The sequence below is a fragment of the Caulobacter sp. SLTY genome, from assembly GCF_009905535.1.
Lineage (GTDB): Bacteria > Pseudomonadota > Alphaproteobacteria > Caulobacterales > Caulobacteraceae > Caulobacter.
Genome location: NZ_JAAALA010000003.1, coordinates 12,767 through 27,496 on the forward strand (window position 1 = coordinate 12,767; position 14,730 = coordinate 27,496).

Genomic DNA, 14,730 nt, shown 5'->3' on the forward strand with positions numbered 1-14,730 from the left:
CTCCTATGTAGCCGGGCCGTCCCGAATGATGAGGAAAGGCCGGCGGGTCGTCCCGCCGGCCCTGTCAGTCTACCACTTGGTGACCGCGTAGAGAATGTCGGTCTGGTCGTACTTGGCGTTGACCGGGGCGCCGCCGATCTTGCGGACGGTGATCAGCACGATGTCCTGGCGGGTGTTGGTGGTGGTGTCGACGAACGACCACTTGCGGTTCGACCGCTCCATGTCGGTGGTCCGCTTGGCGTTATCCTCGAGGGTCCAGCCGTTGTACATCGCCCAGTTATGGGTGTCGGTGATGGTCGCTTCCAGGCCGTTGATCGGATGCTGGACCGAGACGCTGCAGACGTCCTTGTTCACGCCCTGCTCGCGCAGCGTGACCTTCATCCCCTGGGCCCAGGTCTTAGTCCAGACCATGTCGCGCTTGTTCTGCTTGAAGCCGAAGCTCTTGGCGATCTGGGCGATGTCACCGCCTTTGACCAGCGGCATGCAGACCCGCTTGATCATGTCGTTGAACAGCACCGAGGTCGCCTCGGTCGGGGCGGCCGGATCGGCGGCGGGCGGCGCTGCCGCGTCGGCCGGCGGAGCCGGCTGGGCTTCAGGCGCCGGAGCGGGTTGCGCCTCGGGCGCCGGTTGGGCCGCGTCCTGGGCGAAGGCCGTGGCGGTCAGCGAGCCCGCGGCGAGAAGTGACAGAAGAACAGCGCGCATGGGACGGAGACCCTTCCTGACTATGAGTGGCGGTATCAAAACCTGCCTTGCGATCCCTCGCAACCTGCCAACGATTGAATCCCGGCGAAAAAATGACGCCGGTAATAAATCAGGCAGCTTCAACGGCGTGTTCGGCGAGAATCGTCAGGCCGGCGGGGGTGACATCGGCGAACCCGCCCTGGACATCGAACACCCGGGTGGTCGACCCGTTGACCACGGTGACGCGGCCCTCGCGCAGGGCGGTCATGAACGGCGCATGGCCGGCCAGCACGCCGAAGTCGCCCTCGATGCCGGGGGCGTCGACGCGGTCGACCTCGCCGGAGAAGACTTCGCGCTCGGGAGCGACCAGGGAGAAATGGAGCTTGTCGGCCATCAGTCCACCGCCTCCAGCGCGGCGTCGATATCTTCGTCCGTCTGCAGCTCCGTGCCGCAGAAGGGACAGAACTGGACGGTGATGAGGAGATTGCCCTCTTCACCGTCCTGCTCGGTCCGGCCCGCGTTGAGCAGGATCAGACCGCTGTCGTGCTCGAACAGCGCCGCCTCGGGACCCGCCGAGAGGCAGGTCTCCATGTCATCACAGCAGTGATTGGCGGCGAAGTCCTCGTCCACGGTGCTTAGGCTTCCTGAGCCATCTTCTCGGCCTTGGCGACCGCTTCCTCGATGGTGCCGACCATGTAGAAGGCGCCTTCCGGCAGGTGGTCGTACTCACCGTCGCAGATGGCCTTGAACGAGCGGATGGTGTCCTTCAGCTCGACGAAGGCGCCGGGGGTGTTGGTGAACTGCTCGGCCACGTGGAAGGGCTGGCTGAGGAAGCGCTGGATCTTCCGGGCGCGGGCCACGGTCAGCTTGTCCTCTTCCGACAGCTCGTCCATGCCCAGGATCGCGATGATGTCCTTCAGCTGCTTGTACTGCTGCAGGACTTCCTGGGTCTGGCGGGCGACACGGTAGTGCTCTTCACCGATGACCAGCGGGTCCATGATCCGGCTGGTGCTGTCGAGCGGATCGACGGCCGGGAAGATGGCCTGGGCGGCGATGTCGCGGCTCAGCACGGTCGTCGCGTCCAGGTGAGCGAACGAGGCGGCGGGCGCCGGGTCGGTCAGGTCGTCGGCGGGAACGTAGATGGCCTGGACCGAGGTGATCGAGCCCTTGTTGGTCGAGGTGATCCGCTCCTGCAGGTTGCCCATCTCGGTGGCCAGGGTGGGCTGGTAGCCCACGGCCGAGGGGATGCGGCCCAGCAGAGCCGACACTTCGGCGCCGGCCTGGGTGAAGCGGAAGATGTTGTCGACGAACAGCAGCACGTCCTTGCCTTCGACGTCGCGGAAGTATTCCGCCTGCGTCAGGCCGGTCAGGGCCACGCGGGCGCGGGCGCCGGGGGGCTCGTTCATCTGGCCGTAGACCAGGGCGCACTTGGAGCCTTCGGTCGAGCCGTTGTTTTCCTTCGGGTCCACGTTCACCTTGGACTCGATCATCTCGTGGTACAGGTCGTTCCCTTCGCGGGTCCGCTCACCCACGCCGGCCAGCACGGAGTAACCGCCGTAGGCCTTGGCGATATTGTTGATCAGCTCCTGCATGGTCACGGTCTTGCCCACGCCGGCGCCGCCGAACAGGCCGATCTTGCCGCCCTTGGTGTAGGGGCACATCAGGTCGATGACCTTGATGCCGGTGACCAGCACTTCGGCCGAGGTCGACTGCTCCTCGAAGCTGGGGGCTTCGCGGTGGATGACGTTGTAGATGTCCGACTGAATCGGGCCGGCTTCGTCGATCGGCTGGCCGATGACGTTCATGATGCGGCCGAGCGTGCCCGGACCGACCGGAACGCGGATGCCGGCGCCGGTGTCGATCACCGGCTGGCCGCGGGTCAGGCCCTCGGTGGTGTCCATCGAGATGCAGCGGACGGCGTTTTCACCGAGGTGCTGGGCGACTTCCAGGACCAGGCGGAAGGTTTCGCCGGTGCGCTGGTCGCGGTTCTCGGTTTCCAGGGCGTTCATGATCGCCGGCAGGGCGCCGGTGAACTCGACGTCGACCACGGCGCCGATGACCTGCGAGATCTTGCCGGTCGCGCCGTCGAAGGACTGCGTGGCGGCCTTGCCGGCGCCGGCCGGAGCAGCCTTAGGGGCGGCGGCCTTCTTGGCGGCCGGAGCCTTGGTCGCGGCGGCGGCGGCCTTCGGAGCAGCAGCGGCCTTCGGGGCGGCGGCGGCCTTGGGAGCGGCGGGCTTCTTGGGGGCGGTGGCCATGTCTTGGTCTTCCGTGCGGTCTTATTCGGTCAGAGGGCTTCGGCGCCGGAGATGATCTCGATCAGCTCCTTGGTGATCTGCGCCTGGCGGGTTCGGTTGTACTGGATGGTCAGGCCCTGGATCATGTCGCCGGCGTTGCGCGTGGCGTTGTCCATGGCCGTCATCTGGCTGGCGTAGAAGCCGGCCATGTTCTCGAGCAGGGCCGAGAGCACCTGAACCGTGATGTTGCGCGGCAGCAGGGTCTCGAGGATGGCTTCCTCGCTCGGCTCGTATTCGTAGGCGGCCCCGCCGAGATCGGCCGGAGCGCCGCCTCCGGCGACCTGCGCCGGGATCAGCTGCTGGCCGACCGGGGTCTGGCTGACCACCGACTTGAAGCGGCTGTAGAAGAGGGTGACAACGTCGGTCTCGCCGGCTTCGTAGATCTCGATGATCCGCTCGGCGATCGGGGCCGCGACCGACAGGGTCAGGGTCCGCTCGGCCGACAGGTCATAGCTCTGGATGATCCGGTCACCATACAGGCGCTTCAGGGGCGCGAGCGCCTTCTTGCCGATGGTGATGATCTTCACGTCCTTGCCTTCGGCGATCAGCTTGCCGATGCGCTCGCGGGCGGCGCGGACGATGGAGGTGGTGAAGCCCCCGGCCAGACCGCGGTCGGCGGCGGCCACGACCACCAGGTGGCGCTTGTCGCTGCCGGTGCCGGCCAGCAGCTTCGGCGCGCCGTCACCCGACACCCCGGCCGCCAGGTTGGCGATGACCGAAGCCATCCGCTCGGCGTAGGGGCGCGCGTTCTGGGCGGCGTCCTGGCTGCGGCGCAGCTTGGCCGCGGCGACCATCTGCATGGCCTTCGTGATCTTCTGCGTGGCTTTCACGCTCGAGATCCGATTGCGCATTTCCTTCAGGCTGGCCATCGAGGGCTACTCTCTCCAGTCAGCCGGGCTTAGGCGAAGGTCGCGGTGAAGTCGGCCAGGGCGGCCTTCAGCTTGTCTTCCAGATCGGTCGACAGCGTCTTGGTGGTGCGGATGGCGTCCAGCAGGTCCTGGTGCTGGCTGTGCAGCCGGCTCAGGAATTCCCGCTCGAAGCGGCCGACATCGGCGGTGGCGATCTTGTCGAGGTAGCCACGGGTGCCGGCGTAGATCACGCAGACCTGCTCTTCGACCGACTGCGGCGCGTACTGGGGCTGCTTCAGCAGCTCGGTCAGGCGCTCACCGCGCGCCAGCTGGCGCTGGGTGGCGGCGTCGAGGTCGGAGCCGAACTTCGCGAAGGCGGCCATTTCACGGTACTGGGCCAGCTCGCCCTTGATCGGGCCGGCGACGGTCTTCATCGCCTTGATCTGGGCCGAGGAGCCGACGCGCGACACCGAGATGCCGACGTTCACGGCCGGGCGGATGCCCTGGAAGAACAGGTCGGTTTCCAGGAAGATCTGGCCGTCGGTGATCGAGATGACGTTGGTCGGGATGTAGGCCGAAACGTCGTTGGCCTGGGTTTCGATGACCGGCAGCGCGGTGAGCGAGCCGGAGCCATTGTCTTCGTTCAGCTTGGCGGCCCGCTCCAGCAGGCGGCTGTGCAGGTAGAAGACATCGCCCGGGTAGGCTTCGCGGCCCGGCGGGCGGCGCAGCAGCAGGGACATCTGGCGGTAGGCCACGGCCTGCTTGGACAGATCGTCATAGATGATCAGGCCGTGCATGCCGTTGTCGCGGAAGTACTCGCCCATGGCGCAGCCGGCGAACGGGGCCAGGAACTGCAGCGGGGCCGGCTCCGAAGCCGTGGCCGCGACCACGATGGTGTATTCCAGGGCGCCGGACTCTTCGAGAGTCTTGACGATCTGGGCGACGGTCGAGCGCTTCTGGCCGATGGCCACGTAGATGCAGTAGAGCTTGGCGCTCTCGTCATCCCCGGCATTGGCGGCCTTCTGGTTCAGGATGGCGTCGATGGCCACGGCGGTCTTGCCGGTCTGACGGTCTCCGATGATCAGTTCGCGCTGGCCGCGACCGATCGGGATCAGGGCGTCGATGGCCTTCAGGCCGGTCTGCACCGGCTCGTGCACCGACTTGCGGGGGATGATGCCCGGAGCCTTGACGTCCACGCGGCGGCGCTCGGTCGAGACGATCGGGCCCTTGCCGTCGATCGGCTCGCCCAGCGGGTTGACGACGCGGCCCAGCAGGCCCTTACCCACCGGCACGTCGACGATTTCGCCCAGACGACGGACTTCGTCGCCTTCCTTGATCTGGCTGTCCGAGCCGAAGATCACGACCCCGACGTTGTCGCGTTCCAGGTTCAGAGCCATGCCCTTCACCCCGGCCGAGGGAAACTCGACCATTTCACCGGCCTGAACGTTGTCGAGGCCGTAGACGCGGGCGATGCCGTCACCGACAGACAGAACCGAGCCGACGTCGGAGACATCGGCTTCTTCGCCGAACCCGGCGATCTGCGACTTGAGGATGGCCGAAATCTCGGCGGCGCGGATGTCCATTATCTTACGCTCTCTTCAGGGCGAATTTCAGGGAGTCGAGCTTCGACTTCAGCGAAGCGTCGAACAGACGAGAACCCACGCGAACCTTGAGTCCGCCCAGGAGGGCGGGGTCCACGCGGGTGGAAACTTCAGGCTCCTTGCCCAGCGCCTGGCGCAGGGCGGCGGAGATGGCCTTCGACTGGGCGGCGGTCAGCGGCAGAGCGGAGACCACCTCCGCGGTGACCACCCCGCGATGATCGGCGCTGAGCTTGCGGAAGCCGGCGATCACCGCCGGCAGGTCGCGAACACGGCCGTTGGCGGCCAGCAACCCCAGGAACTTGGCGGTCAGCATGTTGGCCTTGGACTTCACGGCCACGGCCACCAGGCCCTTGCCCTTGTCCTCGGCGCTAAAGGCCGGCGATTCGACCAGGCGCTTCAGATCCTTGCTCTCGGCCATGGCGCGCGACAGGGTCTCGAGGTCAGCCTCGATCACACCCAGGGCGTTCTGGTCCATGGCCAGGTCGAACAGGGCCTGGGCGTAACGTTCGCCCACATCGTTCGTCTTGTCGTCGGTCGCCAATTTGGTCCGTCCGGTGCGTTCTGTCCGCCGCGAGCGAAGTGCCCTTCGCCACGATCCTAAAGGCTTGAAAGCGCTTGAGAAAAGCACGTCTGGAGGGGGTCCGTCGCGAACCGCCCGTCCAAAGCCGCGCGCCTGATAGCACGGGCCGTTGTGCGTCGCAACGCCGGGGGAAAATTACCTTGGAACCCTTACCCTTGGGCAGCCACGCGGAACACGCCCTGCGCCGCGCCGGCCGTCCGGCCATCCGGCCAGACGGCCCGGGCGCTGGCGAAAACGATGCTCTTGGTCGAGCGGTCGATGGCCGTGGTTATACTGACCTCCCCCTCCCCCGCCGCGCCGTAGTCCACGGCCAGCGAAACCGGCAGTACGGGGCGATCGGCGCCGGCGGCCGCGGTCAGGGCGTCTTCAAGCAGAAGGGCGAGGCGAGGCTGGGTCATGGCGCCATGTCCTAGATAGAGAGAGCGGACGAGAAAAGGGGCGGTCCGATTTCCGGACCGCCCCTTGACCATCGCAAGGTCGAGTTTGCTCGAGGAAACTGCCTGGCCGGTCCGACCAGGCCGGGTAGAACTTAGTTGGCCGCCTGGGTGCGGGTGGTGGCGCTCACGGCGCCGCACTTGGCCAGGTCGTCGTTGGTCAGCGAACCGAAGGTCACGACCTCGCCGACTTCCTTGCTCAGGGCCTTGCAGCCCTTGGCGGTGTCGGTGCGCGACGGGGCCACGGCGGCCACGCAGGTCGAGCCTTCGCAGTTGAAGACGGCGCCGGCCGCGATGACCTTGGTCTTGGCCGCGACGGGGGTCTTCAGAGTGACGATGATCTTGCCATCGGCGGCGATCGAGGAGCCGGCGAAAGCGAGCGACAGGGCGGCAGCGGCCGCCAGGACTTGGAGCTTCATGGGGTGCCCTCCGGGGCTTTGGGGTGGAAACGCTACGCTTGGATCGAGTTAGGTCTTGTTGCCTTGGAACCCCTCGTTGGTCTCGCCGCCGGTATCCCCACCGAGGGCGCGAGAAGAACTAAGCACTGATTAGATATCAACGATAACCTAGGGCGACGCAAGCGGTTTTTTTGGCCGAACCGTAAAATCTTTGCGGCGCCCAATCGATCGGGCTTACGCCGGGTCACGGTTGCCGTGCGCGTCACCCTGCGCATACTGGCCGCCAACAACAATGACATCGGGAGTACGGCCATGGATTTCAACCTGCCCCAGCACCTCGTCGATTACCTGGCTGAACTGGACCGGTTCATCGAGGAGAAGATCAACCCGATCCAGGCGCGCGACGACAACGAGCGCTTCTTCGACCATCGCCGCGAGCACGCCCGCACCGACTGGGACAACAACGGCCTGCCCCGCAAGGAGTGGGAAGAGCTGCTGGCCGAATGCCGCAAGGTGGCCGATGAGGCCGGGCACCTGCGCTATGCCTGGCCGAAGGACATGGGCGGCAAGGCCGGGTCGAACTTCGACATGGCGGTGATCCGTGAGCACCTGGCGGCCAAGGGCCTGGGCCTGTTCAACGACCTGCAGACCGAGCACAGCATTGTCGGCAACAACCCCTTCATCCTGATGTTCAAGGAGTTCGCCACCCCCGAGCAGATGGAGCGGGACGGGGCCAAGGTGCTGAACGGCACGATGCGCACCGCCTTTGGCCTGACCGAACCCAACCACGGCTCCGACGCCACCTTCATGGAGAGCACCGGGGTCCGCGAGGAGAAGGACGGCAAGCCCGGTTGGCGCGTGAAGGGCGAGAAGATGTGGACCACCGGCATGCACGCCGTCAGCCACGTCATGGTCTTCGCCCGCACCAGCGGCAAGGACGGGGACGCCACCGGAATCACCTGCTTCATCGTGCCCCGCGAGCACATCAAGATCGAAGAGTGGATGTGGACGTTCAACATGCCCACCGACCACCCGCGGATCAGCTTCGACTGCTGGATTCCGGAAGACAGCTACTGGGGCCAGATCGACCGGGGCCTGGGCCTGGGCCAGTCCTTCGTCCACCAGAATCGCATCCGCCAGGCGGCCAGCTCGCTGGGCGCGGCGGTCTACTGCATCGAGGAAAGCGTCAAGTACGCCCGCAATCGCAAGCCCTTTGGCAAGCCGCTGAGCGACAACCAGGCGATCCAGTTCCCGCTCGTCGAGCTGGCGACCCAGGCCGAAATGCTGCGCCTGCTGATCCGCCAGACCGCCTGGCAGATGGACCGGATGGAGCACAAGCAGATCGAGAAGGAGCTCTCCGACAAGGTCTCGATGTGCAACTACTGGGGCAACCGCCTCTGCTGCGAGGCCGCAGACCGGGCCATGCAGGTGCACGGCGGCATGGGCTACAGCCGCCACAAGGCCTTCGAGCACATCTACCGCCACCACCGCCGCTACCGGATCACGGAAGGGTCGGAAGAGATCCAGATCCGGAAGGTCGCCGCCTTTTTGTTCGGCTACCTGGGCCCGAGGAAGAAGCTGTTCGCCGAGCAGGCGGCGGCCGGCGGCGAGTACACCCAGCCGATCCCGGCCCGGCACTGATCCCGGGGGACAGGTTGGCCGCAACGCGGCCTACCTGTCCCCGACTTGCACTGGCCGACGAGTGGCGCCCGGTCCAGACGTCAAGGCACGATCGTCTGGACCATGCCCGGCCGAGCCGCCTGCGCTGATCGGGGACAGGAACGCCGCTGCGCGGCGATCCGGTCCCCACCGCTCAAGTGCAGGGCGGGTAGGTCTGGAAGTGGGCTACGTACTCCGCAAGGGTCGAGGGGAAGCCCATCGCCTTGCGCCATTCCTCGACCCGCGCCGGGTCCTCCAGAGGTTCGGGGACCCACTTCCCCGTCGCCTTGTCGCAGGTCATCTGTGAGCCGTAGCGCTGCTTGCGGCCCTCGTTGACCGCCAGCCGGTCGTACATCAGCCCAAACGACTGGCCGTCCACCTCGCCGGTGACGACCAGCGGCTCCAGCACCGGCACGAACCGCTTCCACTGGTCCAGGTCGCTGTGCTGGATGATGTGGAAGGCGGCCCCGGCCGCCTTCTCGCCATACCGGCTCTTGAGGAACCAGCCCTCCGGCGGGACCATCTTCAACAACGCCGCCAGGTTCTCGGCGTCGGCCTTCTCGATCGGCGCCCACATCGCCTTGCGCGCGGCGGGGACTTCTTCCGGCGGCAGCTGGGTCAGATCGATCCCGGTCAGCACCCGGCGGCCGACCTGGTCCATCGCCCCCATCCGCAGCAGTTTCTCGACATCGTCCTTGGCCGGCGGCAGCGCCGCCTGCCGCGCCCGCTCGGTGTCGAGCGCCTGGCCCACCGGCGCGATCAGCGCCTGGGCTTTGGGCGACAGCGGAGCGTCCTGAGCGAACGCGGGCGCGGTGAGCAGCAGCAGGCAGGCGATGAGCAGACGTCGCATGATGACCCTCCCGAAACAGGCGGATCACGACGAGGTTCGGTGGCGGAAGTGGGGCGTCCTCAGTCCTTGCGCTTGCTCGCCAGCGCCGCGCTCTCGGTCTTCAGCGGCTTGGACACCGGACAGACCTCCTGGACATAGTCATTGAGCGTATTGACCAGGCTCTCGCGCACCAGGCTGTAGTGCACGAACTGCCCCTTCTTCTCGCTGGTCACCAACCCCGCCGCCTCCAGAACGCTGAGGTGCTGCGACACGGCCGGCTTGGAGATCGAAAACCGCGCGGCGATCTCGCCCGCCGTCAGGTCGGCATGCGCCAGGTAGGCGAGGATCTTGCGCCGGACGGTCGAGGAGAGGGCTTCGAAGACTCGCTGCATCATCGGGATATTTAAGCGATGAACTAATCACTTGCAAACATGGCAGTTAGGTAATTAAGTCATTTCTTACGCACATGGGAACGAGTGATGCTTTTCCGCAATCCCCGCCTCGAAACCACGATGGGTCGCGCTAGCCTTGGGCTGCTGATCGGCGCGGTCAGTGGTGCTCTGATGAACGCCGCCTATGTGGTTGTCTCCGATGTCCTCAAAAACGGCTCGACTCCCAACGAGGTCTTGAGCGGCCTGCTTATTTTCGGGGTCGTATCCAGCCTGTTCTGGCTGGGCGGCGCCTTTCTGTTGGCCACCCCCGGATGGGCGGTTCTGCATGCGATGAATCTGCGCGGGCCGGGCGCTGCCGTTCTTTACGGTGTGGGGCTCTTGGGCGGCTTGATGCGGCTGCTCACGCCGCTCATCGATATTTGGACGCCTTACGCGGTTGCCGGGGGGATCGTCGGCTTGATCGTATGGGGGGTCAGCTACCGGCCCCAGCAAGCTTGGATTGAGGTCTCTTCCGAGGCGGGCGCATGACCAGCCACGAAGACCCCTACGCTGTCCACTCGGTCGTCGAGACGCCAGGCTGCAACCCCGTCGAAGGCCGGGTGGCATGGGACCCCGCACACTCCCTGTGGAACGGCGGCATGATGCTGGGAGCCCTGGTCGGCGGGCCCCTGCTGTTCAGCTGGAGCGCCTTCGCCGTCTTCCTCTTGCTCACCGGGGCCGGCCTGTTGCTCGGCCATTCGGTCGGACTGCATCGTCGGCTGATCCACGGCAGCTTTGACTGCCCCCTGTGGCTGGAAAGGTTCCTGGTCTGGGTCGGGGTCGCCGTCGGGATGAGCGGCCCCTTCTGGATGATCCGCACCCATGACCTGCGCGACTGGGCCCAGCGCCAGCCCAACTGCCACCCCTACCTGCGCCACGGCGCGCCCATGTGGCTGGACGCCCTCTGGCAACTGCACGGTCGCCTCGACCTCGCCCGCCCGCCGCGTTTCGACATCCCGCCGCGCATCGCAAACGACCCCTTCTATCGCTGGCTCGAACGGACCTGGATGGCGCAGCAACTGCCCATCGCCGCCCTGCTCTACCTGGCCGGCGGCTGGTCCTTCGTGGTCTGGGGTGTCTGCGCGCGGGTCTTCGCATCGGTCACCGGCCACTGGTTCGTCGGCCACCTGGCCCATACGAAGGGCCCGCAGACCTGGATGGTCGATGGGGCTGGGGTCCAGGCGCACGACGTACCCTGGGCCGGCATCCCGACCATGGGCGAGGCCTGGCATAACAACCACCACGCCTATCCGGGCTCGGCGCGGATCGGTCTGTATCCAGGGCAGTCGGACTGGGGGTTCGTGTTCATCCGGCTGCTGGCGCGCGCTGGACTGGCGTGGAACGTGCGGACGCCTGAGACACTGCCGGAGCGAGGTTGCCTTAAGGCGGCGCCCACTACCCGGAATCTTCTCCCACTTGTCGGGAGAAGGAAGAAAGAGAACAGGCCATCAAGGCCTGCGCCGGTCGTAGTCGCTCTGTCGCATGACCTCGGTGGTGGTTCTGCCGCCTTGGGTCACCCGCACCGCGACCCAGGGGTCGGTCGGGGCGGCGCCGGCGGTGGTGCGGTAGGCGGCCATGGCGTCGGCGAAGCCGTTGGACCTGGCCCCCATGGCGCGGAGGCGGGCGGCGTTCTCCTGCCGTGAGCGCTCGTTCTCCAGCGACCGGTCGAAGACCGCTTGGGGAACGCCGAGCCTGCGCGCGTTGGCGAACTGGTCCAGGGGAACGTCGCAGCGTTCGTACCAGCGCCGGACGGCCTCATCGCCCAGAGACGTGGCTCTCTGCAGTGGGAAGGTGAAGCAGACCAGGGTCCCTGACTTGGCCATGCCGGCCTCGAAGGCGGCGATTTCGGCCTGCCGGGCCTGTTCGGCCTCTCGGGCGAGGCGGGCCTGGTTGGCGGTTCGCCAGGCTTCCTCGCGGCGCCTGGCCTCGGCGTCGTACTGGGCCTGCCAGCGGTAGGCCTGGTCCATCGCGGCTTGGGCGCTGCGGAACCGGTTCGGCGCCCCCTGCCTGGGGCCGTTCCAGTGGGTGGGCACGACCGCCCATTCCCCAGACGCCAGCCGGCCGACGCCGGTGTAGCTCTGAACATAGTTGTCGAGGTCGAAGAACCGCAGGGCGGTGTAGCGTTCGGCCGGGACCTTGCCGGGCAGACGGCCGTCGGCCTGGGTCCCGAAGGCGACCTGGTATCCGCTCGCGCTGCGATAGACCGCGCCCCAGAGGACGGCGTCATTGTCATCCGCCTGGCGCAGGACCGTGTAGCCGACCGAGCCCTCAAGCGGGGCGACCGGCCGGCCCTCGCGGTCGAGGGGCATGTAGAGCCACATGCCGGGGAAGTCCGGACCCAGAGGCGCCACGCGGCTGGCCAGCTGAACCCAGGGCGAGTTGCGGCCGCCATGGCGTCCGAACCCGTGGGGATAGCGAAACACCTCGACCAGGCCGATCGGCGCGCTGATCGGCTCGCCGTTGCGGTCAATGACCTGGGCCAGGCCTGTACCGTCCGGGGCGGTGAAGTTCTGGAAGATGACCGAACCGGCGCGCGGCATGACTGCGTCGGCCGACCCGGTGTCGACGATCCCGGCGCCGGGCGGGACCGGCTGGCCGAACCGATCGACCCCGAACACGGCGCGACCTCCCAGGCCGCCGACCAGCTTGGGCTCAAGGCTGTCCCCGGTGAACAGCGCCACGGTCAAGGTCGTCGACTCACCGGTCTTGAAGGCGGGCGCCGCCGCCACGATCGGGGCCACCATGACCGGCCGATCCGCCACCGCCCCCGGGTCGGCGCCCGGCATCAGCGATTTGTGCATCCCCGGCCAGCGGTAGGGCAGCTCAGGACCGGGCCGCTTCCCATAGACCACCACCCGCATCTGGCCGAACCCGCTGGCCTGCACGGCGTGGCGCGCCGACAGCGGGATGATCTCGTCGCTGCCGAAGGCCAGGATCTTTCCGCGCTCATCGACGACCAGATACTCCGTCCAGCTGGACCAGCCCTTGGCGCTGCAGCCGCGGGTCATGACCGCGTGACGGACGAAGGTCGACGCGCCGGGGGTCACCGGCACCTCCACGCGATACTGAAGTTCCGGCTTGCTCGGCTTGCCGCAGGCCGGGCGCTTGGACTGGGCCGCCGCGGGCGCGGCCAGGGCGAGGAGGAGTCCAAGGCCGAAAAATACGCGGAACAGAACTCGCATCGGGCGCTCCATGACCCTGCTATTCAACCCAGGTGGCCTTGTCGGTGTCTGCCTCAATAAAGGGGGCGATGGACAAAGAGAAAGGGCCGCCCCTTTCGGAGCGGCCCTTCCCATTTCATTGAAGTCTGAGTGACCGGACGTCTTAGAAGTCCATGTCGCCCATGCCGCCCATGCCGCCGGGCATGCCGCCCGGGGCGCCGCCGGAGGCCTTCTTCGGCGCTTCGACGATGGCGGCTTCGGTGGTGATCAGCAGGCCGGCGACCGAGGCCGCGTCCTGCAGGGCGGTGCGAACCACCTTGGCCGGGTCGATGACGCCGTCCTGGACCAGGTCGACGTACTCTTCGGTCTGGGCGTTGAAGCCGAAGGTGGCCGAGTCGCTTTCGAGGATGCGGCCAACCACGATCGAGCCTTCCACGCCGGCGTTTTCGGCGATCTGGCGGATCGGAGCCTGCAGGGCGCGACGGACGATGGCGATCCCGTTGGTCTGGTCGGCGTTGTCGCCGGTCAGGCCGTCGAGGATTTTCGAGGCCTTCAGCAGGGCCACGCCGCCGCCGGGGACGATGCCTTCTTCCACGGCCGCGCGGGTCGCGTTGAGGGCGTCATCGACGCGGTCCTTCTTTTCCTTCACCTCGACTTCGGTCGAGCCGCCGACGCGGATGACCGCGACGCCGCCGGCCAGCTTGGCCAGACGCTCTTGCAGCTTTTCCTTGTCGTAGTCCGAGGTGGTGTCCTCGATCTGCTTCTTGATCTGGCCGATGCGGGCTTCGATGCCTTCCTTGGCGCCGACGCCGTCCACGATGGTGGTGTCGTCCTTGGTGATGGTGACCTTCTTGGCCTTGCCGAGCATCTCGAGGGTGACGTTCTCGAGCTTGATGCCCAGGTCTTCGCTGATCACTTCACCGCCGGTCAGGACGGCGATGTCTTCCAGCATGGCCTTGCGGCGGTCGCCGAAGCCAGGAGCCTTGACGGCCGCGACCCGCAGGCCGCCGCGCAGCTTGTTGACCACCAGGGTGGCCAGGGCTTCGCCTTCGATGTCCTCGGCGATGATCAGCAGCGGACGGCCCGACTGCACCACGGCCTCGAGGACCGGCAGCAGGGGCTGGAGGCCCGACAGCTTCTTCTCGAACAGCAGGATCATCGGCTCTTCGAGCACGACTTCCATCTTGTCGGCGTTGGTGATGAAGTAGGGCGACAGGTAGCCGCGGTCGAACTGCATGCCTTCGACGACGTCGAGCTCGGTCTCGGCGGTCTTGGCTTCTTCAACCGTGATGACGCCTTCGTTGCCGACCTTTTCCATGGCGCGGGCGATCATCTCGCCCACTTCCTTGTCGCCGTTGGCCGAGATGGTGCCGACCTGAGCGATTTCGCTGTTGGCCGAGACCTTCTTGGAGGTCGACTTGATCTCTTCGATGACCTTGCCGACGGCCTTGTCGATGCCGCGCTTCAGGTCCATCGGGTTCATGCCGGCGGCGACCGACTTCAGGCCCTCGACCACGATGGCCTGGGCCAGGACGGTGGCGGTGGTGGTGCCGTCGCCGGCCTTGTCGTTGGTCTTGGAGGCGACTTCGCGGATCATCTGCGCGCCGAGGTTCTCGAACTTGTCAGCCAGTTCGATTTCCTTGGCGACCGAGACACCGTCCTTGGTCGAGCGCGGGGCGCCGAAGGACTTTTCGATCACGACGTTGCGGCCCTTGGGGCCCAGGGTCACCTTCACCGCGTTGGCGAGGATGTTGACGCCGCGCAGCATGCGGTCACGGGCGTCGGAGGAGAAATAGACGTCTTTGGCGGCCATG

At 66.7% G+C, this 14,730-nt stretch carries 15 protein-coding genes; 3 read left to right on the forward strand and 12 right to left on the reverse strand.

The features are described 5' to 3' along the window. Positions 1-69 precede the first annotated feature (69 nt). The 9 genes from GVN21_RS02190 to GVN21_RS02230 all read right to left on the reverse strand — a co-directional run bounded on the left by GVN21_RS02190 (position 70) and on the right by GVN21_RS02230 (position 6,857). Positions 70-702 (reverse strand): hypothetical protein, encoded by a 633-nt coding sequence (locus GVN21_RS02190; protein WP_166573059.1) that lies wholly within the window; start codon positions 700-702, stop codon positions 70-72. A gap of 109 nt (positions 703-811) precedes the next feature. Next, positions 812-1,075: an ATP synthase F1 subunit epsilon gene (locus GVN21_RS02195; protein ID WP_166573068.1), complete on the reverse strand. Its 264-nt coding sequence runs from the start codon at positions 1,073-1,075 to the stop codon at positions 812-814. After that, positions 1,075-1,311 carry a hypothetical protein gene (locus tag GVN21_RS02200; RefSeq protein ID WP_346764207.1) on the reverse strand — a complete coding sequence of 79 codons (237 nt, stop codon included), beginning with the start codon at positions 1,309-1,311 and terminating at the stop codon, positions 1,075-1,077. Before GVN21_RS02200 ends, GVN21_RS02195 begins: the two co-directional genes overlap by 1 nt. A gap of 5 nt (positions 1,312-1,316) precedes the next feature. Next, complete coding sequence (atpD, locus tag GVN21_RS02205; RefSeq protein ID WP_166573069.1) at positions 1,317-2,936, reverse strand: F0F1 ATP synthase subunit beta; 1,620 nt, start codon at positions 2,934-2,936, stop codon at positions 1,317-1,319. 29 nt (positions 2,937-2,965) lie between these two features. Continuing rightward, positions 2,966-3,844 carry a F0F1 ATP synthase subunit gamma gene (locus GVN21_RS02210; RefSeq protein ID WP_166573070.1) on the reverse strand — a complete coding sequence of 293 codons (879 nt, stop codon included), beginning with the start codon at positions 3,842-3,844 and terminating at the stop codon, positions 2,966-2,968. A 29-nt stretch (positions 3,845-3,873) separates the two neighbouring features. Next, positions 3,874-5,406: a F0F1 ATP synthase subunit alpha gene (gene atpA, locus GVN21_RS02215; protein ID WP_166573071.1), complete on the reverse strand. Its 1,533-nt coding sequence runs from the start codon at positions 5,404-5,406 to the stop codon at positions 3,874-3,876. 4 nt (positions 5,407-5,410) lie between these two features. Beyond that, complete coding sequence (locus tag GVN21_RS02220; protein WP_166573072.1) at positions 5,411-5,965, reverse strand: F0F1 ATP synthase subunit delta; 555 nt, start codon at positions 5,963-5,965, stop codon at positions 5,411-5,413. Positions 5,966-6,153: 188 nt separating this feature from the next. Next, positions 6,154-6,402 carry a hypothetical protein gene (locus GVN21_RS02225; RefSeq protein WP_166573073.1) on the reverse strand — a complete coding sequence of 83 codons (249 nt, stop codon included), beginning with the start codon at positions 6,400-6,402 and terminating at the stop codon, positions 6,154-6,156. Between the two features lie 131 nt (positions 6,403-6,533). Beyond that, positions 6,534-6,857: a hypothetical protein gene (locus GVN21_RS02230; protein ID WP_166573074.1), complete on the reverse strand. Its 324-nt coding sequence runs from the start codon at positions 6,855-6,857 to the stop codon at positions 6,534-6,536. Positions 6,858-7,148: 291 nt separating this feature from the next. On the opposite strand from GVN21_RS02230, the gene GVN21_RS02235 reads away from it, so the two are divergent. Then, entirely contained in the window at positions 7,149-8,477 is a 1,329-nt protein-coding gene (locus GVN21_RS02235) for an acyl-CoA dehydrogenase family protein (RefSeq protein WP_166573214.1), read from the forward strand. A gap of 172 nt (positions 8,478-8,649) precedes the next feature. Here the strand turns inward: GVN21_RS02235 and GVN21_RS02240 are convergent, their stop codons facing one another. Together GVN21_RS02240 and GVN21_RS02245 are read right to left on the reverse strand one after the other, a co-directional pair. Beyond that, a complete protein-coding gene (locus GVN21_RS02240) occupies positions 8,650-9,345 on the reverse strand; it encodes a DUF6624 domain-containing protein (protein ID WP_240902715.1) in 696 nt (231 codons plus the stop codon). A gap of 59 nt (positions 9,346-9,404) precedes the next feature. After that, the gene (locus GVN21_RS02245; RefSeq protein ID WP_240902716.1) at positions 9,405-9,719 is read right to left on the reverse strand and encodes a metalloregulator ArsR/SmtB family transcription factor; all 315 of its coding nucleotides are present in this window, start codon (positions 9,717-9,719) and stop codon (positions 9,405-9,407) included. An 84-nt stretch (positions 9,720-9,803) separates the two neighbouring features. Between GVN21_RS02245 and GVN21_RS02250 the strand changes: the two genes are divergently transcribed. Next, positions 9,804-10,244: a hypothetical protein gene (locus GVN21_RS02250; RefSeq protein ID WP_166573075.1), complete on the forward strand. Its 441-nt coding sequence runs from the start codon at positions 9,804-9,806 to the stop codon at positions 10,242-10,244. Next, entirely contained in the window at positions 10,241-11,398 is a 1,158-nt protein-coding gene (locus tag GVN21_RS02255) for an acyl-CoA desaturase (protein ID WP_166573076.1), read from the forward strand. The genes GVN21_RS02250 and GVN21_RS02255 overlap by 4 nt, the downstream gene beginning before the upstream one ends. A 1,681-nt stretch (positions 11,399-13,079) precedes the next feature. Here GVN21_RS02255 and groL read toward each other — a convergent pair. Further along, a complete protein-coding gene (groL, locus tag GVN21_RS02260) occupies positions 13,080-14,729 on the reverse strand; it encodes a chaperonin GroEL (protein ID WP_166573077.1) in 1,650 nt (549 codons plus the stop codon). Between the last annotated feature and the right edge of the window lies 1 nt (position 14,730).

Excerpts from the sequence above, each read along its gene's own strand:
- GVN21_RS02210 (WP_166573070.1), bottom strand. The coding sequence starts at position 3,844 with ATGGCCAGCCTGAAGGAAATGCGCAATCGGATCTCGAGCGTGAAAGCC.
- GVN21_RS02250 (WP_166573075.1), top strand. The coding sequence starts at position 9,804 with ATGCTTTTCCGCAATCCCCGCCTCGAAACCACGATGGGTCGCGCTAGC.
- GVN21_RS02225 (WP_166573073.1), bottom strand. The coding sequence starts at position 6,402 with ATGACCCAGCCTCGCCTCGCCCTTCTGCTTGAAGACGCCCTGACCGCG.
- GVN21_RS02230 (WP_166573074.1), bottom strand. The coding sequence starts at position 6,857 with ATGAAGCTCCAAGTCCTGGCGGCCGCTGCCGCCCTGTCGCTCGCTTTC.
- GVN21_RS02245 (WP_240902716.1), bottom strand. The coding sequence starts at position 9,719 with ATGATGCAGCGAGTCTTCGAAGCCCTCTCCTCGACCGTCCGGCGCAAG.
- groL (WP_166573077.1), bottom strand. The coding sequence starts at position 14,729 with ATGGCCGCCAAAGACGTCTATTTCTCCTCCGACGCCCGTGACCGCATG.
- GVN21_RS02235 (WP_166573214.1), top strand. The coding sequence starts at position 7,149 with ATGGATTTCAACCTGCCCCAGCACCTCGTCGATTACCTGGCTGAACTG.
- GVN21_RS02190 (WP_166573059.1), bottom strand. The coding sequence starts at position 702 with ATGCGCGCTGTTCTTCTGTCACTTCTCGCCGCGGGCTCGCTGACCGCC.
- GVN21_RS02255 (WP_166573076.1), top strand. The coding sequence starts at position 10,241 with ATGACCAGCCACGAAGACCCCTACGCTGTCCACTCGGTCGTCGAGACG.
- GVN21_RS02195 (WP_166573068.1), bottom strand. The coding sequence starts at position 1,075 with ATGGCCGACAAGCTCCATTTCTCCCTGGTCGCTCCCGAGCGCGAAGTC.
- GVN21_RS02240 (WP_240902715.1), bottom strand. The coding sequence starts at position 9,345 with ATGCGACGTCTGCTCATCGCCTGCCTGCTGCTGCTCACCGCGCCCGCG.
- atpA (WP_166573071.1), bottom strand. The coding sequence starts at position 5,406 with ATGGACATCCGCGCCGCCGAGATTTCGGCCATCCTCAAGTCGCAGATC.
- atpD (WP_166573069.1), bottom strand. The coding sequence starts at position 2,936 with ATGGCCACCGCCCCCAAGAAGCCCGCCGCTCCCAAGGCCGCCGCCGCC.